Annotated in this window: 26 protein-coding genes and 2 tRNA genes; 14 read left to right on the top strand and 14 right to left on the bottom strand. The window is 37.4% G+C overall.

Features of this window, described 5'->3' with window-relative positions:
• Positions 1 to 117 precede the first annotated feature (117 nt).
• From LUD75_RS17415 to LUD75_RS17450, 8 genes are all read right to left on the bottom strand, one after another.
• Positions 118 to 192: transfer RNA gene (locus LUD75_RS17415), tRNA-Val, on the bottom strand.
• 34 nt (positions 193 to 226) lie between these two features.
• A tRNA-Val gene (locus tag LUD75_RS17420) sits at positions 227 to 301 on the bottom strand.
• Between the two features lie 44 nt (positions 302 to 345).
• Entirely contained in the window at positions 346 to 1,584 is a 1,239-nt protein-coding gene (locus LUD75_RS17425; protein ID WP_232707086.1) for a folylpolyglutamate synthase/dihydrofolate synthase family protein, read from the bottom strand.
• Positions 1,585 to 1,716: 132 nt separating this feature from the next.
• Positions 1,717 to 2,448 (bottom strand): hypothetical protein, encoded by a 732-nt coding sequence (locus LUD75_RS17430; protein WP_232707087.1) that lies wholly within the window; start codon positions 2,446 to 2,448, stop codon positions 1,717 to 1,719.
• 81 nt (positions 2,449 to 2,529) lie between these two features.
• Positions 2,530 to 3,168, bottom strand: coding sequence for a hypothetical protein (locus LUD75_RS17435; RefSeq protein ID WP_232707088.1), 639 nt, complete (start codon positions 3,166 to 3,168; stop codon positions 2,530 to 2,532).
• A 115-nt stretch (positions 3,169 to 3,283) separates the two neighbouring features.
• Positions 3,284 to 3,922 carry a MotA/TolQ/ExbB proton channel family protein gene (locus LUD75_RS17440; protein WP_232707089.1) on the bottom strand — a complete coding sequence of 213 codons (639 nt, stop codon included), beginning with the start codon at positions 3,920 to 3,922 and terminating at the stop codon, positions 3,284 to 3,286.
• Between the two features lie 102 nt (positions 3,923 to 4,024).
• Positions 4,025 to 4,954 carry a ferric siderophore ABC transporter substrate-binding protein gene (locus LUD75_RS17445; RefSeq protein ID WP_232707090.1) on the bottom strand — a complete coding sequence of 310 codons (930 nt, stop codon included), beginning with the start codon at positions 4,952 to 4,954 and terminating at the stop codon, positions 4,025 to 4,027.
• 72 nt (positions 4,955 to 5,026) lie between these two features.
• A complete protein-coding gene (locus tag LUD75_RS17450) occupies positions 5,027 to 5,485 on the bottom strand; it encodes a hypothetical protein (protein ID WP_034973958.1) in 459 nt (152 codons plus the stop codon).
• A 221-nt stretch (positions 5,486 to 5,706) separates the two neighbouring features.
• Between LUD75_RS17450 and LUD75_RS17455 the strand changes: the two genes are divergently transcribed.
• From LUD75_RS17455 to LUD75_RS17465, 3 genes are read left to right on the top strand one after another with little or no spacing between them, the layout of a single operon-like run.
• On the top strand, positions 5,707 to 7,506 hold the full coding sequence (locus LUD75_RS17455) for a DUF885 domain-containing protein (RefSeq protein ID WP_232707091.1): 1,800 nt from the start codon (positions 5,707 to 5,709) through the stop codon (positions 7,504 to 7,506).
• A gap of 7 nt (positions 7,507 to 7,513) precedes the next feature.
• Positions 7,514 to 8,110: an HPP family protein gene (locus LUD75_RS17460; RefSeq protein ID WP_232707092.1), complete on the top strand. Its 597-nt coding sequence runs from the start codon at positions 7,514 to 7,516 to the stop codon at positions 8,108 to 8,110.
• 5 nt (positions 8,111 to 8,115) lie between these two features.
• Positions 8,116 to 8,562, top strand: coding sequence for a DinB family protein (locus LUD75_RS17465; RefSeq protein ID WP_232707093.1), 447 nt, complete (start codon positions 8,116 to 8,118; stop codon positions 8,560 to 8,562).
• Here the strand turns inward: LUD75_RS17465 and nth are convergent, their stop codons facing one another.
• Positions 8,563 to 9,183: an endonuclease III gene (nth, locus tag LUD75_RS17470; RefSeq protein WP_232707094.1), complete on the bottom strand. Its 621-nt coding sequence runs from the start codon at positions 9,181 to 9,183 to the stop codon at positions 8,563 to 8,565.
• A 241-nt stretch (positions 9,184 to 9,424) separates the two neighbouring features.
• On the opposite strand from nth, the gene bcp reads away from it, so the two are divergent.
• Together bcp and LUD75_RS17480 are read left to right on the top strand one after the other, a co-directional pair.
• Complete coding sequence (gene bcp / locus LUD75_RS17475) at positions 9,425 to 9,871, top strand: thioredoxin-dependent thiol peroxidase (RefSeq protein WP_232707203.1); 447 nt, start codon at positions 9,425 to 9,427, stop codon at positions 9,869 to 9,871.
• Positions 9,872 to 9,881: 10 nt separating this feature from the next.
• Positions 9,882 to 10,154 (top strand): hypothetical protein, encoded by a 273-nt coding sequence (locus tag LUD75_RS17480; RefSeq protein WP_232707095.1) that lies wholly within the window; start codon positions 9,882 to 9,884, stop codon positions 10,152 to 10,154.
• 5 nt (positions 10,155 to 10,159) lie between these two features.
• On the opposite strand, the gene LUD75_RS17485 is transcribed toward LUD75_RS17480, so the two are convergent.
• The 5 genes from LUD75_RS17485 to LUD75_RS17505 all read right to left on the bottom strand — a co-directional run bounded on the left by LUD75_RS17485 (position 10,160) and on the right by LUD75_RS17505 (position 15,268).
• Positions 10,160 to 10,627, bottom strand: coding sequence for a GyrI-like domain-containing protein (locus LUD75_RS17485; RefSeq protein ID WP_232707096.1), 468 nt, complete (start codon positions 10,625 to 10,627; stop codon positions 10,160 to 10,162).
• Positions 10,627 to 11,139, bottom strand: a complete 513-nt coding sequence (locus tag LUD75_RS17490; protein ID WP_232707097.1) for a GNAT family N-acetyltransferase — start codon at positions 11,137 to 11,139, stop codon at positions 10,627 to 10,629. The genes LUD75_RS17485 and LUD75_RS17490 overlap by 1 nt, the downstream gene beginning before the upstream one ends.
• 148 nt (positions 11,140 to 11,287) lie before the next feature.
• On the bottom strand, positions 11,288 to 11,791 hold the full coding sequence (locus tag LUD75_RS17495) for a GNAT family N-acetyltransferase (RefSeq protein ID WP_232707098.1): 504 nt from the start codon (positions 11,789 to 11,791) through the stop codon (positions 11,288 to 11,290).
• A gap of 164 nt (positions 11,792 to 11,955) precedes the next feature.
• Complete coding sequence (locus LUD75_RS17500; protein ID WP_232707099.1) at positions 11,956 to 13,026, bottom strand: ionic transporter y4hA; 1,071 nt, start codon at positions 13,024 to 13,026, stop codon at positions 11,956 to 11,958.
• Between the two features lie 109 nt (positions 13,027 to 13,135).
• Entirely contained in the window at positions 13,136 to 15,268 is a 2,133-nt protein-coding gene (locus LUD75_RS17505) for a S46 family peptidase (RefSeq protein WP_232707100.1), read from the bottom strand.
• Positions 15,269 to 15,322: 54 nt separating this feature from the next.
• On the opposite strand from LUD75_RS17505, the gene LUD75_RS17510 reads away from it, so the two are divergent.
• From LUD75_RS17510 to LUD75_RS17550, 9 genes are all read left to right on the top strand, one after another.
• A complete protein-coding gene (locus tag LUD75_RS17510) occupies positions 15,323 to 15,799 on the top strand; it encodes an META domain-containing protein (protein ID WP_232707101.1) in 477 nt (158 codons plus the stop codon).
• 54 nt (positions 15,800 to 15,853) lie between these two features.
• Positions 15,854 to 16,264: an OsmC family peroxiredoxin gene (locus LUD75_RS17515; RefSeq protein WP_232707102.1), complete on the top strand. Its 411-nt coding sequence runs from the start codon at positions 15,854 to 15,856 to the stop codon at positions 16,262 to 16,264.
• A gap of 110 nt (positions 16,265 to 16,374) precedes the next feature.
• Positions 16,375 to 17,595 (top strand): GTPase HflX, encoded by a 1,221-nt coding sequence (gene hflX, locus LUD75_RS17520; protein ID WP_232707103.1) that lies wholly within the window; start codon positions 16,375 to 16,377, stop codon positions 17,593 to 17,595.
• Positions 17,588 to 18,217 (top strand): DUF4919 domain-containing protein, encoded by a 630-nt coding sequence (locus LUD75_RS17525; protein WP_232707104.1) that lies wholly within the window; start codon positions 17,588 to 17,590, stop codon positions 18,215 to 18,217. Before hflX ends, LUD75_RS17525 begins: the two co-directional genes overlap by 8 nt.
• Before the next feature lie 33 nt (positions 18,218 to 18,250).
• On the top strand, positions 18,251 to 19,522 hold the full coding sequence (locus LUD75_RS17530) for a sodium:proton antiporter (RefSeq protein ID WP_232707105.1): 1,272 nt from the start codon (positions 18,251 to 18,253) through the stop codon (positions 19,520 to 19,522).
• A gap of 10 nt (positions 19,523 to 19,532) precedes the next feature.
• The gene (locus tag LUD75_RS17535; RefSeq protein WP_232707106.1) at positions 19,533 to 20,162 is read left to right on the top strand and encodes a chloramphenicol acetyltransferase; all 630 of its coding nucleotides are present in this window, start codon (positions 19,533 to 19,535) and stop codon (positions 20,160 to 20,162) included.
• 6 nt (positions 20,163 to 20,168) lie between these two features.
• Positions 20,169 to 20,708: a DUF4919 domain-containing protein gene (locus tag LUD75_RS17540; RefSeq protein ID WP_232707107.1), complete on the top strand. Its 540-nt coding sequence runs from the start codon at positions 20,169 to 20,171 to the stop codon at positions 20,706 to 20,708.
• Between the two features lie 100 nt (positions 20,709 to 20,808).
• Positions 20,809 to 21,525 (top strand): DNA alkylation repair protein, encoded by a 717-nt coding sequence (locus LUD75_RS17545; protein ID WP_232707108.1) that lies wholly within the window; start codon positions 20,809 to 20,811, stop codon positions 21,523 to 21,525.
• Positions 21,526 to 21,675: 150 nt separating this feature from the next.
• Positions 21,676 to 22,341, top strand: a complete 666-nt coding sequence (locus tag LUD75_RS17550; protein WP_232707109.1) for a hypothetical protein — start codon at positions 21,676 to 21,678, stop codon at positions 22,339 to 22,341.
• The last annotated feature ends 13 nt before the right edge of the window (positions 22,342 to 22,354 follow it).

The raw sequence follows: 22,354 nt of genomic DNA on the forward strand, positions 1-22,354 counted from the left end.
AACATTGCTGGAAACACCAACATAGTAGGAGTTTATTTTCTCTGAAAAAAGGATGTATAGATAAAACATAATGACATTTAAACAAAAAAAAATCTCCCAATAAATTGAGAGATTTTGTGGGCCCTGAGGGATTCGAACCCCCGACCCTCTGGGTGTAAACCAGATGCTCTGAACCAACTGAGCTAAGAGCCCTGAAATTTTTTTAAAGGCTTCAGTATCCTTTTTGTGGGCCCTGAGGGATTCGAACCCCCGACCCTCTGGGTGTAAACCAGATGCTCTGAACCAACTGAGCTAAGAGCCCGCAACGGCTTACCGTTTTGAGTGGTGCAAATATACAACTTATAACTAATTCCGCAAATTTTTTTCTAAAAAATCTCCTACTACAAAGTTGCTTCCACCGATAAAAATTATTTCATCATCCTTACAATTCTGTTTTGCAGAAAGATAACCATCCTGAACGTTTTGAAAAATTTTGTAATTAATTTCACTTTTTTTCAGAAGGTCTTCATAAGTTTCGGGATTTCTGCCTCGGTTGACGTTTGGTTTTACAAAATAGTAGTTTTCGTTTTTGGGCAAAATTTCCAAAACCTCATCAATTTTTTTATCATTTACAAAACCAAGAACGATATGTTTGTGCTGAGAATATTCATTCAACTGATTGAAAACTTCTTCCAGTCCGGCTTTGTTGTGGCCAGTGTCACAAATCGTCAACGGATTCTGTGAGAACTCAAACCAGCGTCCGATGAAGTTGGTGTTATTAGAAACATTCGAGAGTCCGGATTTTATATTTTCCTCATTAATTATCAAACCTTGCTTTCTTAATTCTTCAACTAAAGCCAAAACTACTCGGATATTTTTCTTTTGATATTTTCCTTTTAGGTCAGATTCTAAAGAGCTTTCAATCATTGTCGCATCAATGAACTCAGCATTCATTTCTTTTGCTTTATTAATGATAATTTCGCGGACAGAAATCTTTTCATCTCCAGAAATAATAGGAATGCTTTCTTTGATGATGCCCGCTTTTTCAAAAGCAATTTCTTCAATCGTCTCACCCAAAAGGTCTTGATGGTCCAATTGAACATTTGTTATCGCAGAAACCAATGGTTTGATGATATTCGTAGAATCCAATCTTCCGCCCAAGCCGACCTCGATGATTGCATGATCAACTTTTTGCTTATAAAAATATTCGAAAGCCATTATGGTTGTGAATTCAAAAAAAGAAGGCTGGATTTCGCTCGGTAATTCTTTTAATTTCTGGATGAAATCGTAAACAAATTCCTTATCGCAATTCTTACCATTGACTTTGATTCTCTCCGTAAAATCTACCAAATGCGGCGAATTATAAAGTCCGATTTTATAACCAGATTCCTGAAGCACGGAAGCCAACATATTGCTCGTAGAACCTTTCCCATTAGTCCCGCCGATATGAATCGTTTTGATTTTATTCTGAGGATTTCCGAAAAGGTCACAAAGTTTTTTGATGTTTTCAAGTCCAGGTTTGTACGCTGAAGAACCATCTCTTTGATAATTTGGAGCCTGGGCAAAAAGCCAATCGACGGATTCCTGATATTTGTGTGAATTCATATTTCAAAATGAATTACAAATTTAAAAATAAGAAGAATGTAAGGGAATTAAATCTGAAAAATTTTGACAGTGAATAAAATGAAAATTAGTAAAAACTTATAAATCAATTTCCAATGCTCAAACTTAAGGAGATTACAAGTCAGAGTCAAATCCTACTTTTGTCAAATTAAATTCTATTTTCCTACCGTCAATAGTAGTGAAAAGCATTCTTACAAAGCCATAATCGCTATTATAATAAAAGACAGATTTGGTGTTTCCTAAGTTTGGAATTACAGTATTAGTTTGAATTTCAATACATTCAATATCATCATTTCCGAGTTTAAAAACTTTTTTGGAATCAATCACTTTATAGTTGCTTTTGGAAGTTCGCCGGCCTTCCCATTCAATCCATTTTTTATCTCCCCATTGATTTCCGAAATCAAGTTCGTAATACCAAGTATTTTTTGTGAATTCAATATATGGAAACGCATTCATTTCCAATATTCTAAAATTATTACTACGCGGCGGATGCATCCAAAACTTATCATTTTTAATAATAACTCCGGTCATTTCGTAATGCGTAAAGTTACTTGCGGATTTATTCTTTCTAATGATTTCTTCACATTTTTCGACCGAAGTACAATAGTCGTAAGCAATAGTTGATTGACCAGGATTGAAAGATTCAAAATCATAGTATTTCAACATTAAAATTTTATCTTTTGAAATGATGCTGTCGGCAACGATATTGTAAAAATAAGCCTTGTTTACAAAGTTTTTGACATCACTTGAATTATCAGTCTTCACTTGACTGAAACAAAAAGTGCCTAGAAAAAACACAAAAAGGAAAAAGTTGTGTCTGTTTGTATTATTTAAATTTTTGAACATATTGCTTTTATAAATCAAGTAGAAAATTTTTACTACTAATTTATAAATGTATATTAATATTTAGTCAATACAGGATTATTGCTAAAAAACAATCGTGTAAGTCCCCTGAGAAACATTCTGAGACTTCTTCGCTTTCACATATTTCTTTGTCCAAATCACAGCCGCAGTCACATTGCAAGCATCTTTGATGCCACTGCTTCGTCCGGCAGAAGTGACGTTTCCTGCTTTGTCAACCGTGATGAACATTATGAGCTGACCTTTGGCTTTGCAATTATGAGAAGGCAATTTTCCTGCTTTTCCCATCGTTCCGGGAATGAAAGCGGTCAGGATTCTGTCTTTACCAATTTTAGTGATTTTTTCCTCCTTGGAGTCCGTTTTAGAATCATCCTTTTTCTCGTTTGTTTTAGCGAGTTTTTTATCTTCGGTTTCAGATTTTGGAGTTTCCTTTTTTCCCTCTTTTACAGGTGTAATTTCTTGAGCGATAGAAACAGTGTCTGCTGGTAAAACTTCAACATCTGGAACATAGATTTCCGGTTCTGAGATAGAATCTGTTTCTGGTTCAACTTCCGCTTTTGGAATTTCTGCTACCACAGGTTTTGGTTGCTCAGAAGCGTAGTAAAGTGAATTAAATGAAAACAAAAGCACAAAAAAAACCAGCGCAACCACATAAAATGCAATTGGCAACCCTGATAGTTTTTTAGTTCTTCTTCGGAATTCCATTTATAAATTTTTAATTGATGAAAACAAGTAAGCAAAATTGAACTTCTTACTCTGAGTGATGATGAAGTCTTAAGTGATTTAAGTTTTTAAGATATTCATTCTAAACTCTATTCTTCTAAGCCGGCTTATTAATAATATCCAAAAACTCATTCGTGTGAAACTGGATTTTCATTAATAGATAATCAACCTTCGCCACCAAGATGTTATGAAAAATATAAGATAAAAATCCTACAATCAGGCCAACTACAGTCGGCGCTAAAGCTTTGTAAAAGTCTGCAGCCAAAAGATTTTGAGAAATCACTGTGTCAGTTTTTGACAAGCCTCCAAAAGTGGAAGCCAAAATCAAAACACCACCAAGAAGTCCGAGCATCGGTGCCGCACCAGAAAGTGTAGCAAGAAATCCGATGTTTTTTTCTGCCTTGTTGAGTTCAATCTGTGCGTGCGTTTCCATTGCGCTGGCAATTTCGCCAACTGGTCGTCCCAACCGGGAAAGGCCTTTTTCCACACTTCTGGATTCTGGCGAATTATCTCTTCTACAGAAGTCGACAGCGGATTGTACTCTTCCGTCGTTCAAAAGGTCGTTCACATTTTTCAACAGGTAAGGGTCAACCTGATTTTCGCGGTTGAGTGCAAAAAACTTCTGTCCAAAAAAAACTACAGCCGCAATTCCTAATAATATCAGGATAATGACCAGCGTAACGCTGAGTAAGCCTCCGCCAAATAAGAATTCCCAAATAGAAGGTTGATTTGCCATAGTTCAAATATTGTTTTTTTACAGTTTCAAATTTATGAATAACTTAAAGATTAATCCCGATAGATTGTTGAAAATTTTAAGGAAAGATGATTGTCAAAAGCCTTAGAAAACGATTTTGTAAGTTCCTTTGGATGATACCGACGAGACTTCTGCTTTCACATATTGCTTCACCCAACTTACCGCCGTGCTCGACACGCAAGGGTCAGAAACGCCGCTGAGACGTTTTGCAGAAGTGACTTTCCCAGATTTGTCCACCGTGTAGGAAATGCTGATGCTTCCGCTGGCCTGGCAATCGTGGTTTGGTTGCGCGCCGCCTCTTCCCATTGTTCCTGGGATGAATCCGACTAATTTTCTATCAACACCTACCAAACTCGTTCCGTCGCCATCGCCGCCAAGTGGGTCGCCGTAGTTTCCAGGGCCGGTTCCGTTGCCTTGTGAGCCGGATTTTGTGCCTCTTCCTTTCAGAAGATTTCCAATCGCTGCGTTTCCACGGCCGTCTCCGGTTGCATTTTCTTTTTTGATATCACCTTTGGCGGTGGTTTTTCCAGGCGTTGTTTTTGTAGAATTGGCAACTGCGGTAGAATTGGTTTTCTCGTTTGATTTCTTGGTCGCGGCTGGTGGATTCTTGGTTCTGGTTGGAATGGGAACTGTATTTTCAGGAATGTCTTTGTCGACTTTTTCTTTAGAAACTTTTGCAACTTCCGCTACTACTTCTTTTTCCTCTTTCTTTTCTACGATGGGCGCAGGACTTCCTTCTTCCTCTTTTGGCTCTTCCAGACCTTTGCCATTTCTGTTGTCACCATAGTTGATGCGCATCTCGGTCAGGTCCACAGGAATGATGGTTTCACTATTGACTGCCGTTTTTTTATCTGATTTGATGAAAGAAGCTGGAAGAAAGAACAAAACCGAGAAAATGAAAACGCCGACCACCAAAGCTTTGGTAAGCGTAAACTCATAGTGCTTGCGGTACTCGTAGGCGCCGTAAGCCTTATGTCGGTCTTCGAAAATAATATCATCCAGGTCCTGATACATAGGAAAAGCTTGTTTGCGTTATAAATTAATTTTATAACGATTCGTAAATATAAATATTATTTCCTGAAAAAATTAGTCGTCAACTTCTATCTCGTCCGGACGGAAGTGGCATTTCAATTTGAAAGGGATTGGATTTTCGGAGCCTGTGTAGAAATCGGTGATGTTTCCAGTCCAGCAAAGTTGGAGGTCACCCGTTTCGTTTTTATCAAATTTGAGTTCGTTCTCGAATAGGAAAGCGTCCTCGTCATCAAAAAGATCAACTTCTGTAAAAATCTCATCTTCGGTGTCTTCTACGATAAAAGTTTGTCCTTCCAATTCAGAAGTTGTTATCGGGAACTCTATGATATCTAATGACAATTGGGGGAAATTGTACTGCAAAGAGTCGTCATCAACGTGATCCAAAGCGTCATCTGTGATGATCTCTACTTCAAGAAAATTTTGAGCATTAATATAAACAGACTTGCAATAAGTATTCTTGATAAAATACTTCAGAGTTTCCTCTGGGTGGTAGATCTTTAGTATTCCTTTCATTATAAGGATAATAAATTATGAAATGATTTTTTTTAATAGTGTTGAACAAAGATAAAAAATAGAATGAAAGTGAAAAATTTTTGTCACTTATTTTTAGTAATAATCATCGAAATTAATAAAAATGTTGATATTGTATTAATATGGATCTTCGACCCTCAAAATAAACAGGGTTAAATTTTCTGATCATAAAATATTATCTTTACAAGGCTTAAAAATTTATAATGAGACTTATTTATAAGATATTAGCTTTTTCTGTGCTTGCCTTTTCTGTGATTTCCTGCAAAAAAGGAGATTCGCCAATGGTGAAAAATACAGGATTCGAATCCAACCTGGACACGATCGCTGCCAACTATTACGAGGAATATCTTAAACTTTATCCTCTGGAAGCCACTTCGCAAGGCGACGAAAGATACAATGACCTTTTGCCGAATAATCTGAGTCAGGAATTTATCAAAAACGAGATTGCTTTTTATGACTCGATTCAAAATCAATTGAAGTCTGTGGATTACAACAATTTGGATAATGACCAAAAAGTGGTTTTCGATGTTTTGGAATACACGCTGATTGATAAACAGGAGCGCTATGCCTATCATCCGGAATATATTCCTTTCACGCAGTTTGGCGGTTTGCCTTTGGATTTTCCGATGTTGGGAAGTGGAAGTGGGATTCAACCCTTTAAAACTGAAAAAGATTATGATAATTGGTTGAAGAGAATCGAACTTTTCCCAGTCTGGATGGATTCTGCAATTGAAAACTTCCGAGCTGGGATGAAGAGTGGTATCGTTCTACCAAAATCATTGATCATCAAAATGATTCCTCAAATGAAAGCCGAGGAAATCGCAACTTTCGATATCAAGAAAAATATCTTCTACGGCCCCATCAAAAATATGCCGAAGGATTTCAAACCTGTAACTTCAAATAAATATGCAAAGCTTTACCAAGACGCCATCAAGAATAAATTGATTCCGGCCTACCTCAAAATGGCGACATTTCTTGAAAAAGAATATTTGCCAAAAGCAAGAATAACCGATGGTTACAACGCTTTGCCAAATGGCTCGAACACCTATAATTACTATGTCAAAAGCTGGACGACAACAAATAAAACACCAGAGGAAATCCACAAAACAGGACTTTCGGAAGTGGAAAGGCTCCGAGCTGATATGGAAAAAGTGAAAAATCAAGTTGGCTTCAAAGGCTCTTTGGAAGAGTTCCTCAATTATGTAAAAACCGACCCGAAAGCAATGCCTTACAAAACGTCGAAAGAGGTTTTAGCCGGATTCCAATCAATCCTCGACAAAATCACACCGAAGTTGAAAACGATGTTCAACGTCACACCGAAAACGCCTTTCGAAATTCGTCAAACCGAAAAATATAGAGAAGCGAGCGCAAGTGCAGAATACATCCAGGGAAGTCCGGATGGCAAACGTCCGGGGATTTTTTACACACCGATTCCTGACCCGATAAAATTCAATGTCACTTCCGGGATGGAATCTTTGTTTCTTCACGAAGCCATTCCAGGTCATCATTATCAGATTTCTCTTCAACAGGAAAATTTGAAATTGCCTAAGTTTCTGAGATTCGGTTGGATTGGTGCTTATGGCGAAGGCTGGGCTTTGTACTGCGAATCGCTCGGACCGGAATTCGGGCTTTATACCGACCCGTATCAGAAAATGGGTTCTTTGAGTGATGAAATGTTGCGCGCCGTTCGACTAGTAATCGATACTGGAATCCACACCGGACAAATGTCTCGCGAAGAAGCCATCAAATATTTTCTGAGTAATGTCGCTTACGATGAAGCTGGTGCGACAGCAGAAGTGGAGCGCTATATGGCGATGCCTGGACAGGCTTTGAGCTACAAAACGGGCGCAATGAAAATCCGTGAACTGAGAGAAAAGTATAAATCAAAATTGGGAAAGAAATTCAACATCGCAGATTTTCACGATGAAGTGTTGAGCCAAGGTTGCCTTCCGCTTCAGGTTTTGGAACGTAAAATGAATCTTTGGGCGAAAGATGTAAAGTAAGAATTAGATGAAGAAACAAATCAGAAAGGGATTTAGACAAACCAAATATATTTTTTACCAAGAAACTTTAGTCGATTTCAAAGACCACTTTTGGTCGTTTCTCGGGGCTTTTTTCGGAATTGGAATCATCGCGTTTCTACAATCTCAACAGATTTCTGAAATTGAAAATGTCTTTCTAATAGGTTCATTCGGCGCATCGAGTGTTTTGATTTATGGTGCGGTGAACAGTCCATTAGCACAACCAAGAAATTTAATTGGAGGACACGTTCTGTCAGCTTTGGTAGGTGTTACAGTTTTTAAATTCTTACCGGAAATTCTATGGCTGAATGCTTCTATTGCAGTCGCCTCTTCAATCGTCGTAATGCAAATCACAAAGACAATGCATCCGCCAGGTGGCGCGACGGCTTTGATTGCGGTGCTTCCAGCGCAGAAGATTCAGGATTTGGGTTATTGGTACGCATTGTCGCCGGTTTTGAGTGGCGCTGTTATCTTGCTGATTGTCGCTTTGATTTTTAATAATATTCCAAAAGGAAGGAAATATCCACATCACGTTCGGCAATCCAAATATGTTCATATGAGACGAATGCTGAAAAAGAAAAACTAAAGTTTATGACAATCGAAATTTTAAAATCGCTCTACAATCGGGATTTAAACAAAGTGAAAATCGAAATCGAATCTTATCAAAACGAAGAATCACTTTGGAAGATTGATAAGAATATTTCCAATTCCGGCGGCAATCTTTGCCTTCATTTGCTCGGAAATCTTAATACTTACATCGGCGCAGAACTTGGAGAAACTGGTTATGTGAGACAACGTGATTTGGAATTTTCATTGAAAGACATTCCAAAAATTGAACTTCTGGAAAAGCTTGAGACTCTGATAGAAATCGTCGATTCAACATTAGGAAAATTGTCCGATGAAGATTTAAAAAAAGATTATCCAACAGAAGCTTTAGGCTACAAAATGACAACCGAATATTTCTTAATCCATTTGCTTTCGCATTTGAATTATCATCTTGGTCAAATCAATTATCACCGAAGATTACTGGATGTTTAATTATTTCTCAAAAAGCATTTTCGTGATAAAATCCTTCTCCTGACTTCCTCTCGCCTGCGAATACTCCCGACCGTAGAAGATGATCTGAAGGTGCAATTTGTTCCAGACATTTTCCTTCCAAAGGCCTTTCGCATCGCGTTCAGTCTCGACCACATTTTTTCCTTCCGTCAGTTTCCATTGCTTCATCAACCGGTGAATGTGCGTATCAACGGGAAAAGCAGGAAATCCAAACGCCTGACTCATCACCACAGAAGCGGTTTTGTGCCCAACACCGGCCAATTCTTCCAATTCTTCGAAGGTTTGCGGAACGACTGAATTGTGTTTTTCAACTAAAGCTTCCGCCATCTTTTTCAGATTTTTCGCCTTGGAATTTGAAAGTCCGATTTCCTTGATGAGTTCCTTAATTTCTTCAACACTAAGTTTTGCCATTTTCTCAGGCGTATCGGCAACCGCAAAAAGCCGAGGCGTGACTTGATTCACTTTTTTGTCCGTCGTCTGAGCGGAAAGAGCGACCGCAACCATCAGCGTGTAAGCATCTTTGTGGTCCAGCGGAATCGGAACTTCAGGATATAATTTTTCTAATTCTTCCTGAACAATCTTAGCTCTTTGTTTTTTCGTCATTTTTCTTTAGTAATTTTTATGGCAGCTTTATCCGCCTTCCGTTCCCGCTTTTTTTGCCAAGCCTTTCCCCATTCAAAAAAGAGCCCCACTCAAACCTCACGAAGTGGTTCATCGATTCACCTAAAAAAATAGAAATGAGGAGATAAGTCGGGCTGCGGATTTCGACATTTATTCAACATTTCACATCAAATCCACGATGCAAAATCTTAGAATGAATTATTTTTGTGTAAAAATAGAAATTATGTTGAAGCTTGGCGATTCTTTACCGGAATTTATCGGAACAAATCAAAACGGAGAACAAATCGATTCTCAGAATTTCAAAGGCAAAAAACTCGTTGTTTTCTTTTATCCAAAAGCAAGCACGCCAGGTTGTACCGCGGAAGCTTGTAATCTGAGAGACAATTATTCGGTTTTGAAACAAAAAGGTTTTCAGTTGATTGGCGTAAGTGCAGATTCTGAAAAACGTCAGAAAAATTTCTCTGATAAATATGAATTACCATTTGACATCATTGCCGATGAAAACCACGATGTCATCAACAAATTCGGAGTTTGGCAGTTGAAGAAATTTATGGGTAGGGAATTTATGGGAATCGTGAGAACTACTTTTGTTTTTGATGAAAATGGGATTTGCATTCAAGTCATTGATAAAGTCAAAACGAAAGACCACGCCGCGCAGATTTTGGAATAAGTTTAATTTTATGGATAATCTTTCATTAATAATTGAGAGCTTTAATGATTGGGGAAAACCTTGGACTTTCTATGAATTTGTAATGCATAATTCCCAAATCTCTGAAAAAGAGAAAGATGAATTTTTGACAATTTATAAAGGTGCTTCGGAATTTGAATTGTGGAATTTTTCTGATTTATCTGAAGGTGCAAAAAACTCGACTCTCTTTTTAAAGACAAATACTCAACTAAGTGATGAAGCTATAAGGCGAATTGTAAATGCAATCGCTTATGAATGGCGGTAGGAGTTTTATTTTATCGAAATCCAAATTTCCTCTTCCGCGAATTCGTTTGAAGGATTGTAATCATCTCCAAAAATCTCAAAATGCGGTCTGTCATCAACCTCAAAATTATTTTCTGGAATGAAAGTTTGGAAAATATAACTGAAAATTTGCGGTCCGTTTTCAGCCTTTCCTTGATAATTAAAAACTAGATATTTTCCTTTTTCTAATTCAAAAGATTCGAAATCATTAGGAATATTATCAAAATCAGAAACTTCGGCAAGCGCATATTTTGTGAAGGATTGATTCGGCGTAAAATTCTCAGGATAGATTTGAAGCGAAAATAATCTGTCAGAAATCCGATTGGTAATTTCATTTCTTCTCATCATAAATTGTCTCCAGACCATCGGCGTTTTGTCTTCTTGAAAAGAAGTGATGATGCTGAAACCAATCAATTTTTTTGGTTCGATGATTTCGATTCTGTGAGGTAGATTCATTACAAATTCAATTCATAAAGATTTAAATCCTCAGTGTCATTAGGAATTCTCACGACTTCTTTGAATTTCAGACCTAATTTTTCAATTAATTTGATTGATGAGGAATTCTCCGGCAAAGTAATCGCGCTGACTTTTTTAATTTCAAATTCATTGATTCCAACATCCATTATTTTTTTCGCTGCTTCATAAGCATAACCTTTTCCCTCGTATTCTTCCAAAAAGGCAAAGCCAATATCAACGCCGTCGATTCCCTCTCGGTCGTACAAACCAACGGTTCCGATTTTTTCATTGTTAGATTTCAGAATTACAACGGCATTTCCAAAACCCAGTTTTTCGATTTGAGGAAGATTCTTTTCACGCACATATCTCTGAGCATCTTCCAGATTATGAACATTTCGGTCACCGATATTTTTCAGCCATTTTTCTGTGTTGAGTAATTTCAAAAGGAATTCAGCATCGTTGATATCAACAAGTTTGATGATGAGGCGTTCGGTTTCGTAAGTTTTTGACATTTATTATTTAGAATATTTTAACCACATAGGCACATAGAAATGAATTATAAAACTAATAAAAAAGATTAAATAGATGGTTTAAAATTCTATTTAATCTTAATCCCAGGAAAAACTATGTGTCTATGTGGTAAAAGACATTATTGTTTAATTAATTCTCATAATATCTCAATTCCTCATTATCATCAGGGAAAATTACATATTTTTTGAATTGAAGTCCAAGTCTTTCAATTAATCTTTGAGAAGATAGATTTTCATCAGAAGTCATCGCCGAAAGTTTTTCCATTCCGAATTCCGTTTTGACGATTTCCATCAGATTGACAGCGGCTTCGTAAGCGAAACCTTTGCCTTCGAAATCTGGAAAGAAAGAAAATCCGATGTCTGGAACATCAATTCCTTCGCGTACGAAAACGCCGACTGCACCGATTTTTTCATTGAGTTCTTTGTGAATGACGACGTAATTTCCAAAACCTAATTTTTCGATTTGGGGAAGAAATCTGTTTGAGATATAATTTTCTGCATCTTCTTTTGTTCGAAGGTTTCTGTCACCGATATGTTTAATGAAAGAAGGTAGATTGTATAATTCCAAAAAGAAGTCTGCGTCTTCTAAATCTGCAGGTTTCAGAATCAATCTTTCGGTTTCGTAGTTTTTCATATCGGGTTTATTTAGATTGAAAAAATCTGAAGATTTTTGAGTTTTGTTTGTCTTCCCTTCGACAAGCTCAGGATAAACTTCGCCTCAGACTGACAATTTAAATACTAAAGCTAAAACACACGGTTTTTGTCTGGACTAAGATTCATTAATCAAAAATAAAAAAATTATGGAACGATAACGGTAAATATATAAGCTAAAAGATTGACCAGTAGTACAACTCCATAAAGGATGTTCGTTTTTCCACGGCTTAGTGACAGCATCACAGTGTAAAGTGACAAGGCTAAAAGAACCATCGACTTGATGTCCAAACCTAATAGCAACGGCATTTCGTAAATAATTGAAACTACGGCAACACAAGGAATCGTTAATCCAATACTAGCAATGGCGGAACCTAAAGCTAAATTCAAACTTGTCTGAAACTGGTTTCTTCTTGCGGCTTTTATAGCGGCCATTCCTTCTGGTAAAAGGACAACCGCTGCGATGATGACACCGACTAATGCTTGTGGTGCGCCGAGATTGTGAACTACGCTTTCAATGGTAGGAGATAAGGCTTTTGCCATTACCACAACCACACCGAGACAAATGAGAAGGAAGACCAAACTCATCGTGCTTTCCGTATTTGTTGGTGGTTCTGCGTGTGGCTCATCGTCGTTTTCGGGAAGGAAGTAATTTCTGTGTCTTACGGTTTGAACCATTAAAAAAGTACTGTAAATGACCAATGAGGCCACAGAAAAGAAAATCAATTGTGCTTTGCTGAATGTTGCAGAAAGTTCGCTGGTCGTATAATTTGGCAAAATTAAAGTCATTACGACAATGGCTACCAAACTTATTAATGCCATATTTCCGGAGGTTCTGGCGAAAAATTGTTCTTTGAATTTGAGTCCACCAACTAAAAGACAAGCGCCGAGAATTCCATTCAGAATTAACATTACGGCGGCGAAAACGGTGTCTCTGGCCAAGGTGCTGGTTTCTTTCCCGCCAGCTACCATTAATGAAACAATCAATCCAACTTCAAGAACTGTAATAGCAATTGCAAGGATAATCGTTCCAAAAGGTTCTCCCACTTTATGCGCAACCACTTCGGCGTGATGGACGGCGGCCAGAACGGAGCTTATCAAAAGCAAGCTTCCTAAAGTTGCCAGCCACGCATTGTCATCAACAATACCAAAAAAGTAGTAGGCGAGGGATAATAAAGGGAAAATGAAGGACCAGTGAAGTAAAGTCTTTAAACTCATAAAAAATGATTTCTCTAATTTACAAAAAAATAATTAAGAAGCGTTTCGTGAGTTTTGACCAACAAAAAAGCCACCAAAATAGGTGGCTTATATGATATTTGATGAAAAATTATTTTACCAAAGTTAATTCGCTAATCAATCGAGTTGCGCCAGCATATTTGTCGATTACCCAAAGTACGTAACGAACATCCACGTTGATTGTTCTCTGTAAATTTGGTTCGAAAACGATGTCGCCACTCAAAGCTTCACTGTTTCCATCGAAGGCAAGACCTAGCAAGTTCCCGTTTCCATCGATAATTGGAGAACCTGAGTTTCCACCAGTGATGTCATTGTTTGACAGGAAGTTGATTGGCATAAATCCTTGTTTGTCTGCATATTGACCGTAGTCTTTTTTCTTCGCAAGGTCAAGGACTTTTTTCGGAAGGTCAAATTCCTCATCGCCTTTTTTGTATTTGGCCACCATTCCGTTGATGTCGGTGTAATAGTTTTCTTTGATGCCTTTGTAGTTTCTGTCAGACCTTGTAGGAAGTGTTTGTACTGTTCCGTAAGTCAGTCTCATTGTAGAGTTGGCGTCTGGATAGAATACTTTTTCTGGCTGTGCTTTTCTAAGTCCGTCTAAGAAAAGTCTGCTGTTTTTAGCAAAGTTCTCATCGATTTTAGCATATTTTTCAGTTCCTAGCTTTTGGTCTTCTACCACGCCATTAATGAATTGTCTTAATTTATCGGCATCAATTTTCAGTCTGTCCGGATTTTCGATGAAAGCCAAAGCTGATTTTTTATTAGCAAAAACAGATTCGTAAGCCAAAGTTGAAAGGTTGTTCACATCTGCAGCCAAAATGGTTGGAGAAGCAAATTCCTTAGAAACTTTCGCTTTGTAAAGAGAAGTCAGTTTCACCAACATATCACCTTCCACATTGTCGTGGAAACCATCGTAAGCTTTTTCTACAGCCTCAAGAACTTTTGCTTTCATTGCTGTTTTTCCAGCTTCGTCCTGGTCAGCATAAGTTTTGAAAAGACTTCCCAACTGATAAGTCGTTGCGATGTAATGTGCGTTTCTCTGTAAAATAGACGCGTAATTACGTTCTACATTTCTCCCTGAAATCTGCTGATAGTAAGCTTTTATTTCTGGTAAAACGGCATAATAAGTTTGCTCGTTCGGAGATTGAGCGGCCCATTGCGTGTAGATTTGTTCTGTTTTTTGTTTCTCAGAGATTGTTCCGTTTTTGATGACAGCGTCAATCGTTCCCTGTCTGTTTTTCCAGTAATTGGCAACACTGGCGTACTGGGAAGCGTAATCCAACTGAGTCGTTTTATCTTTGTCCATATACTTCTTCATCACATCCATCGCCACTTTCGAAGCTTCTACCCAAGCCGGATAATCTTTGTTCACCATTTGCTCGATTCCGAAAGAGGTCAAGTAACGGTTTGTTCTTCCAGGGTAACCTAGAATCATTGTGAAATCTCCAGGTTTGTAGCCTTTAAGAGAAACTGGTAAGAAGTGTTTTGGTTTCAATGGAACGTTCGCTTCAGAATATTCTGCCGGATTTCCATTGGCATCACCGTAAGCACGGAAAACGGTGAAATCTGCCGTGTGTCTTGGCCATTCCCAGTTGTCTGTATCGCCACCAAATTTCCCAAGAGAGGAAGGTGGAGCACCAACCAATCTGATATCTTTATAATCTTGATACACAAAATAATAAAATTCATTTCCATTGAAGAAATCTCTTACGACAACGGTGTATTTTCCGTTCTCAGAGTTTTCTGTCTGGATAGCTTTTGATTCTGCATCAATCACTGCTTTTCTGTCAGCAGCAGACATATTGTTGTTTAGTTTTGCATTGATTCTTGCAGAAACGTCATCCATTCTCACAAGGAATCTTACATAAAGACCTTTTGCATTGAATTCCTCATTCGGTTTCATTGCCCAGAATCCATTTTTCAGATAATCTTTTTCAGGCGTAGAAGCTGCCGCAACAGCATCGTAACCACAGTGGTGATTGGTAAAAATCAGACCTTGGCTGGAAACCATCTCGCCTGTACAGAAACCGCCGAAACTTACGATGGCATCTTTAAGACTGGAGTTGTTCACAGAATAGATTTCTTCCGGAGTCAGGTGTAGACCTTCTTTCTGCATATCCACGCCGTTCAGACGTTTTACAAGCATCAGAAGCCACATTCCTTCGTCTGCTTTCATTTGCGCAAAGCTTAATAAAAAAGTCAGCGCCAAAAATATTTTTTTCATAATAGAAATTTATTTTAATGGGGCTAATTTACTCATTATTTTAAATCTAATGGTATGAATTTGGATAAGAGATTAGGCAAAGTTCAAAGTATGAGATTTCTACAGTCAATCGGTATTTTATCATTAATATTACTTCTTACAGTTTCTTGTAAATCATCAAAAAATCCGATGTCAGGGATGCAAAATCTTCACAAAAAATGGATGCTCGTTGAGTATAAAGATTTTACTAAGGAAGAATTGGTGAAATTGGAAGCCAATATTGATTTGACAAAAAATGCAGAATCGCCGAAGCGTTATACTGCAAAAATGGGCTGTAACGGAATGTTCTTCACGGCAGATTTCAACAAAGGAAAAGCCAAATTCTCAGGCGTTGGTGCTACAATGATGTATTGTGACGGGCGAATGAAATTGGAAGAAGCATTTGGAAAAGCTTTACCAAATATGACAGAGTACAAAATCGAAGGACATTTCTTAACTTTATCAAATGCAAGTGGCGACAAAATGAAATTTGTTGAACAAGATTGGGATTAAGAATTTGAAAATAAATATCACTAAATCAATTTAATAAAATCAAAATAAAAAATTATGAAAAGAAGTGCAAAAGCAGTCTGGAAAGGCACAGTAAAAGAAGGAAGTGGTGTTTTAACCACTCAAAGTACAACGCTTAACGATACGCAGTATTCATTCAAAAGTAGATTCGAAGACGGTGTTGGAACCAATCCCGAAGAATTATTGGCAGCGGCTCACGCAGGTTGTTTCACGATGAAAACTTCTGCGTTGTTGTCAGAAGCTGGTTACAATCCGGAAACATTGGAAACCGATTGCAAAATCAGTTTGGTGGATGGAAAAGTGACTTTGTCTGAATTGACACTCAATGCAAAAATCCCTGGAATTTCAGAAGAAGATTTCCAAAAAATCGCAACCGAAGCGAAAGAAACTTGCCCAATCAGCGTCGCATTCAGTTTCGAAAAAACATTGACAGCAACGTTATCTTAATTTGAAAAATCAACTTTCAAATTTGAAATAGAAAATAAAAACCAAAGTTCATCTTTGGTTTTTTTGTCGAAAAATAGTATCTTGTCAGAATCAGAAATTTAATTTTATAAATGATAGAAAATAAAGAACATCAGTATGAAAAAGCGGTTTTGGTTGGTCTAATAACCCAAAATCAAAGCGAAGATAAACTGATAGAATATATGGACGAACTGGAGTTTCTGGCTTTCACAGCCGGCGCTACTGTTGATAAACGTTTTACCCAAAGACTGACTCAGCCGGATTCTAAAACCTTCGTTGGTAAGGGAAAAATGGAGGAAATCCGTGATTATATAAAAGAGCAAAAAATCGGAACAGTCATTTTTGATGATGAATTGTCGCCTTCTCAATTGAAGAATCTGGAGCGTGAGATGGAAGTCAAAGTTCTCGATAGAACCAATTTGATTCTCGATATTTTTGCCCAAAGAGCTCAGACTTCTTACGCAAGAACTCAGGTTGAACTGGCTCAATATCAATATCTTTTGCCGAGATTGAGCAGGATGTGGTCTCACTTAGATAAGCAAAAAGGGGGAATCGGAATGCGTGGACCTGGGGAAACGGAAATCGAAACCGATAGAAGGATTATCCGGGACCGAATCACCTTGTTGAAAGACAAACTGAAGGTCATCGACAAACAAATGGGAACGCAGCGAAACAACCGTGGGAAAATGGTTCGTACAGCGCTCGTTGGTTACACGAATGTTGGAAAATCGACATTAATGAACGCTTTATCAAAATCAGATGTTTTCGCTGAAAATAAATTGTTTGCAACGCTTGATACAACGGTTCGTAAAGTGGTAATTGGAAATCTACCTTTCCTTTTGACGGACACGGTTGGATTCATAAGAAAGTTGCCGACGCAGTTGGTAGAAAGTTTCAAATCGACTTTGGATGAGGTTCGTGAAGCGGACTTGCTGATTCACGTCGTTGATATTTCCCACGAAAGTTTTGAAGACCATATTAATTCAGTGAACGAAATTCTTCAGGAAATCGATGCGCATCAGAAACCGATGATTATGGTTTTCAATAAAATCGATGATTTCAGTTATGAGAAAAAAGAAGAGGATGATTTGATGCCTGGTTCTCACAAAAATATCTCGTTGGAAGAATGGAAAAAAACGTGGATGGCAAAATCAAAATTCCCAACCGTTTTCATTTCAGCTTTAACGAAGGAAAACTTCCCAGAGATGAAGAAAATGATTTACGATGAGGTTCACAGGATTCATATTTCCCGTTTCCCTTACAACGATTTGCTTTTCGAATATTTTGAGGACGAAGAAGAAGTCAATGAATAAAATCTTTTTATTTTTCTTTTTGATGATGGCGACTTTTGGGTTTTCTCAGAAGTCAAAAATCAATTTGGATAATATCAAGAAAGAGATTGCGGACAAAGAATCCGATTTTTATTACGAGAAAATGCTTTTCAAGTACAAAGCCTTGCCCAAATCCATAGACAGCATTGAAGCTCAGCATTTGTATTATGGCAGAACTTTCTTAGAAAAAACAGTTTCAACAAGCGATGACGAATTCAAAAAATTATTGAAGGATTTCAACAAAAAGAATTATCCGGAAGCCATCGCAAAGACCAGAGATTTGCTGGCAAAAGACCCGACCAATCTCGATTTGCTGATGATTATGCTGCAATGTTATGATAAACTGCAGGATGTGAAAAACTTCAGCTACTATCTCAGTCAGTTCAAATTGCTGACGAGCGCCATCTTAGATTCGGGCGATGGAAAGTCGGAAGATTCTGCCTTTGTTGTCAATTCAGTTGGCGACGAATATATTTTAATCAATGTCATCCAGATTCCCAGACAAGCCTCCAGGTCGTCCAAACCTGCAACTGGCGGAATGTTCGACATTTGGGAAAACAACAATACAAAAACCTACATCAAAGTCATTTATAACGACTTCTAACGGAGTCTAAATTTAGATAAAACAAAAATATTAATGGAGTTATATTACTCATTTTCAGTCCTAATCGTTTTAGCATCACTATTTGCTTACATCAATCACAGAATTCTAAAATTGCCAAGCGCCATAGGAATTATGGTCATCGCTATTGTCGTTTCTGTCACCTTGGTTGCGTCGGGCGATAATTTTTTACCAAAGACCACCAGCCATTTGACGGAACTAATCAACAATTTTGATTTCACAGAAGTTCTGATGGGCGCGATGCTAAACTTCCTGCTTTTCGCTGGCGGAATCCACATTAACATCAAAGATTTAAAGGAACAATTTGGTCCAGTCGTAATTTTTTCAACGGTTGGCGTGATTATTTCCACGTTTGCTGTCGCTTTTGGCGCTTATTATCTTTTGCCTTTTGCGGGCGTTCAGATTCCATTTATCTACTGTTTGGTTTTCGGCGCATTGATTTCACCGACCGACCCAGTGGCGGTTCTAAGTATTTTGAAGCAGGCAAATGTTTCAAAATCTTTGGAAACCAAAGTGGCCGGAGAATCACTTTTCAATGATGGGATGGCGGTAGTGGTTTTCACGGTCGTTCTACAATTGGCAATCGGAAAAGAAATCGATTTGAATGTCGAAAGTGTCGGCTTGCTTTTATTGCGTGAAGCTGGCGGCGGATTGCTTTTGGGTGTTCTTCTAGGATTATCCGCTTCCAGAGCGATGAGAATGGTGGATGACTATATTATTTCCGTACTCATCACATTATCAGTCGTTATGGGCGGTTACTTGATTGCTCACGAGATGCATATTTCTGCACCGCTGGCAATGGTTGCTGCCGGATTATTTATGGGAAATTTCAGTGAGAGTTTCAAAATGAAATCCGAAACGCAGGATTATTTGATTAAATTCTGGGAATTGATTGATGAAATTATGAACGCCGTTCTGTTCCTGTTTATCGGTTTTGAATTATTGTTAATCAAGGATTTAAATGAATATTTGGTTGCTGGTGGAATTTGTATTTTAATAGTTTTATTGGCACGTTGGGTAGCGATTTTTGTTCCGACGAAGTTTATGTCTTTGAGATATCGATTCAGTCCACAAACTGTGAAAGTTCTGGTTTGGGGTGGAATCCGTGGTGGTGTTTCCATTGCTTTGGCTTTGTCGATTCCTCAGAATGAATACAACAAAATCATCATCAGTATAACTTATTGTGTTGTAGTCTTTTCAATTGTAGTTCAGGGGCTTACGATTGGAAAAGTAGCCAATCCGAATAAGATTGCTGTAGAGGAAAAAATTTTAGAAGACGTCAAGTAATTATTTAAAAATGAAAGTCATAGACATCGAAAACTGGAAGAGAAAAGAGCATTTTCAATTTTTTTCCGGAATGAAAAGTCCCTATTTTGGAATCGTAACCGAAGTTGATTGTACCGAAACTTTTCAGCTGGCAAAAGATAATAAAGAATCCTTTTTCGCACATTATCTTCACAAATCGATGAAAGCCGTCAACTCAGTTGAAGAATTTGGTTATCGGATTGTAAATGATGAAGTTATAGCCTTTGATGTCGTGCACGTTGGTTCTACGATTGGAAGAAATGAGGGAACTTTCGGCTTTTCTTATTTTGAATATTCTGATGATTTTGAAATCTTCAATCAGAATTTGCAAAAGGAAATTGATGAGGTTCAAAATTCAACGGGTTTGAGGATTAAAAATGAATCACTTCCGCCCAATCATATCCGACATTCCACGATGCCTTGGACGAATTTTACAGGTTTGCTACATCCGACAGATTTCGACCCAAAAGAATCGATTCCTAAAATTGTCTTCGGAAAATTCTCTGAGAAAAACGGCCGAAAAATGTTACCGATTTCTGTCGAAGGACATCACGGTTTGATGGATGGTTTTCATCTGGCGAAGTATTTGGAAGCGTTTCAGAAGGAATTAAATTTAGAGTAATTTATTATGATGAAAAAAATATTTAGCCTTATTAATTTATTGATTTTCGGATTTATTTTTTCTCAGATAAATGTTGAAGAAATCAAGAGAAATGTGAAAGAAAATCCGAAAGATTATTTTTATAATTATTTGGAGATTTTCAAGACAGAACCTAAGAAACTAACTCAGCAAGAATTAAATCAATTGTATTATGGAAGCCGGTTTATAGAAACTGAGTATAAAATGTCAAATTATAATCAGGATTATGAGACTATTTGGAAATTAGCGAAATCAGGAATGTCTAGAAATAAAGCACTTAAGATTGTTGAGCAAGCTCAAGCAAATTATAACAAAAACCCCTTGCTTGATGGAGTTTCTCTAAAGCTATCTTACATTTACGAAGCTTTAAATGAAAAATCAAAAAGTGATTTATATAGTCTACAAAATAGCTTAATTATTCAAACCATTGAAAATAGTGGTACTGGAAAATCCGAGGATTCTCCAATCTGTGTTTTAATAGCAGGAGAAATGATAAATAGAATCTCGAGTTTGCCAAACACCTTCTGATTTAAAGCAAAAAATGACAAATTTGCCAGATGGAAGTGTCATAACCACTTACTCTGTTGGGGATTCGAAAATTTATATAAAGTTGGTAGGGGGTTTTTAGATGAATCTGATTGAAGTAATAAAACAAGCTCTAGAAATCCTCGCGATTCCTGAAAAAGCAGAATTTCTCCCGACGTTCTTCAAAAGCGGAAAAGGCGAATATGGCGAAGGTGACCTTTTCCTAGGTGTCATCGTTCCAGACCAAAGAAAAGTGGCAAAGGAATTTTACAACAAAATTTCTCTTGAAGAATTAAGCGAACTTTTGTCATCCAAATATCACGAACATCGTTTGACAGCCTTGCTGATGTTAATTCTGAAATTTGAAAAGTCAAAAGAAAAATCTCAGCAAAAAGAAATCATCGACTTTTATCTGAATCATCTCGATTTTATTAATAATTGGAATTTGGTGGATACATCTTGTTATAAGATTTTGGGTCGGTATTGTTTTGAAAATCAAGAAAAAAAGCTGTTAATTGATTTGTCGAATTCTGATAAAATGTGGGAAAAACGAATCGCGATTGTTGGGACGATGCATTACATCAAGAAAGGAAGTTTTGAACTCACGAAAGAATTTGCTGAGAGAAATCTCCGTCATCAACACGATTTGATGCACAAAGCCAATGGCTGGCTTCTCCGCGAAATGGGAAATAAAAACGAACAGGAATTGTTGGGTTTCCTCAATTTGCATTACAAAGAAATGCCAAGAACTTGTCTGCGATACGCCATAGAAAAACTGGATGAAAGTTTGCGTCAGGATTATTTGAAAGGTAGAATTTGATTAAATATCTTAGAAATTCACAATCACCAGAATTCTTGGCGCAGAAATGGATTTGAAAAATCGAATGAAAGATTAAGCGTGAATTACGGCTTCAAACGCATTTTTCTTCATTGAAAAAATTACCTTTGTTAAAACTCAATTCCTAATTCTGTGAAGATTATCAAATATTTTTTTCTTTTCTGCATTTGCCTCAGCCTTACAAGTTGCTTCGACATTATTGATAAAATAAGTCTGAAAGCCGATGGAAGCGGAGAATATGCTGTAATTCTGAATGCCAGCAAAAGCAAAACCCGCCTGCAATCCATATCAAAAATGGAAACCATCAACGGTAAGAAAGTCCCTAAAAAATCAGAGATTGAAAACAAAGTGAACCAGGCTTCCAACGTTTTCAAAAGCGTACCAGGAATCAGCAATGTGAAAACGAGTTTAGACTTTGATAATTTCATTATTAAACTGAGTTGTAACTTCAAGAAAATCGAAAATATCAACACAGGTTTGGAACAATTGAAAGCCAAAAACATCATCGGAAAAACAGTTCCGACACAATTGTACAAGCAAAATGTTGCTGAGAAAACTTTTGTCAGAAACAAAATCGGAAGTTATAAAAACGAGTATGATAAGCTGAGCAAAGCCGACAAAGAAGTTTTCAGCGATGCGACTTACACTTCAATTTTACAATTCGAAAACGTGATAAAATCTCAAAGCAACAATTCTTACACAGTTTCGCCAAACAAAAAAGCGATAAAACTGAATGGGAATATTCTGGATTTTATCCTTCAGAAAAAACAAATTCAAAACACCATCTCATTAAATTAATCCAAGAAAAATA

The sequence above is a fragment of the Epilithonimonas sp. JDS genome, from assembly GCF_021261315.1.
In the GTDB taxonomy this organism is placed as follows: Bacteria; Bacteroidota; Bacteroidia; order Flavobacteriales; family Weeksellaceae; genus Epilithonimonas.

Bases quoted from the DNA above. Each gene is read 5' to 3' on its own strand.
- LUD75_RS17425 (WP_232707086.1), bottom strand. From the start codon at position 1,584: ATGAATTCACACAAATATCAGGAATCCGTCGATTGGCTTTTTGCCCAG.
- LUD75_RS17430 (WP_232707087.1), bottom strand. From the start codon at position 2,448: ATGTTCAAAAATTTAAATAATACAAACAGACACAACTTTTTCCTTTTT.
- LUD75_RS17435 (WP_232707088.1), bottom strand. From the start codon at position 3,168: ATGGAATTCCGAAGAAGAACTAAAAAACTATCAGGGTTGCCAATTGCA.
- LUD75_RS17440 (WP_232707089.1), bottom strand. From the start codon at position 3,922: ATGGCAAATCAACCTTCTATTTGGGAATTCTTATTTGGCGGAGGCTTA.
- LUD75_RS17445 (WP_232707090.1), bottom strand. From the start codon at position 4,954: ATGTATCAGGACCTGGATGATATTATTTTCGAAGACCGACATAAGGCT.
- LUD75_RS17450 (WP_034973958.1), bottom strand. From the start codon at position 5,485: ATGAAAGGAATACTAAAGATCTACCACCCAGAGGAAACTCTGAAGTAT.
- LUD75_RS17455 (WP_232707091.1), top strand. From the start codon at position 5,707: ATGAGACTTATTTATAAGATATTAGCTTTTTCTGTGCTTGCCTTTTCT.
- LUD75_RS17460 (WP_232707092.1), top strand. From the start codon at position 7,514: ATGAAGAAACAAATCAGAAAGGGATTTAGACAAACCAAATATATTTTT.
- LUD75_RS17465 (WP_232707093.1), top strand. From the start codon at position 8,116: ATGACAATCGAAATTTTAAAATCGCTCTACAATCGGGATTTAAACAAA.
- nth (WP_232707094.1), bottom strand. From the start codon at position 9,183: ATGACGAAAAAACAAAGAGCTAAGATTGTTCAGGAAGAATTAGAAAAA.
- bcp (WP_232707203.1), top strand. From the start codon at position 9,425: ATGTTGAAGCTTGGCGATTCTTTACCGGAATTTATCGGAACAAATCAA.
- LUD75_RS17480 (WP_232707095.1), top strand. From the start codon at position 9,882: ATGGATAATCTTTCATTAATAATTGAGAGCTTTAATGATTGGGGAAAA.
- LUD75_RS17485 (WP_232707096.1), bottom strand. From the start codon at position 10,627: ATGAATCTACCTCACAGAATCGAAATCATCGAACCAAAAAAATTGATT.
- LUD75_RS17490 (WP_232707097.1), bottom strand. From the start codon at position 11,139: ATGTCAAAAACTTACGAAACCGAACGCCTCATCATCAAACTTGTTGAT.
- LUD75_RS17495 (WP_232707098.1), bottom strand. From the start codon at position 11,791: ATGAAAAACTACGAAACCGAAAGATTGATTCTGAAACCTGCAGATTTA.
- LUD75_RS17500 (WP_232707099.1), bottom strand. From the start codon at position 13,026: ATGAGTTTAAAGACTTTACTTCACTGGTCCTTCATTTTCCCTTTATTA.
- LUD75_RS17505 (WP_232707100.1), bottom strand. From the start codon at position 15,268: ATGAAAAAAATATTTTTGGCGCTGACTTTTTTATTAAGCTTTGCGCAA.
- LUD75_RS17510 (WP_232707101.1), top strand. From the start codon at position 15,323: ATGAATTTGGATAAGAGATTAGGCAAAGTTCAAAGTATGAGATTTCTA.
- LUD75_RS17515 (WP_232707102.1), top strand. From the start codon at position 15,854: ATGAAAAGAAGTGCAAAAGCAGTCTGGAAAGGCACAGTAAAAGAAGGA.
- hflX (WP_232707103.1), top strand. From the start codon at position 16,375: ATGATAGAAAATAAAGAACATCAGTATGAAAAAGCGGTTTTGGTTGGT.
- LUD75_RS17525 (WP_232707104.1), top strand. From the start codon at position 17,588: ATGAATAAAATCTTTTTATTTTTCTTTTTGATGATGGCGACTTTTGGG.
- LUD75_RS17530 (WP_232707105.1), top strand. From the start codon at position 18,251: ATGGAGTTATATTACTCATTTTCAGTCCTAATCGTTTTAGCATCACTA.
- LUD75_RS17535 (WP_232707106.1), top strand. From the start codon at position 19,533: ATGAAAGTCATAGACATCGAAAACTGGAAGAGAAAAGAGCATTTTCAA.
- LUD75_RS17540 (WP_232707107.1), top strand. From the start codon at position 20,169: ATGATGAAAAAAATATTTAGCCTTATTAATTTATTGATTTTCGGATTT.
- LUD75_RS17545 (WP_232707108.1), top strand. From the start codon at position 20,809: ATGAATCTGATTGAAGTAATAAAACAAGCTCTAGAAATCCTCGCGATT.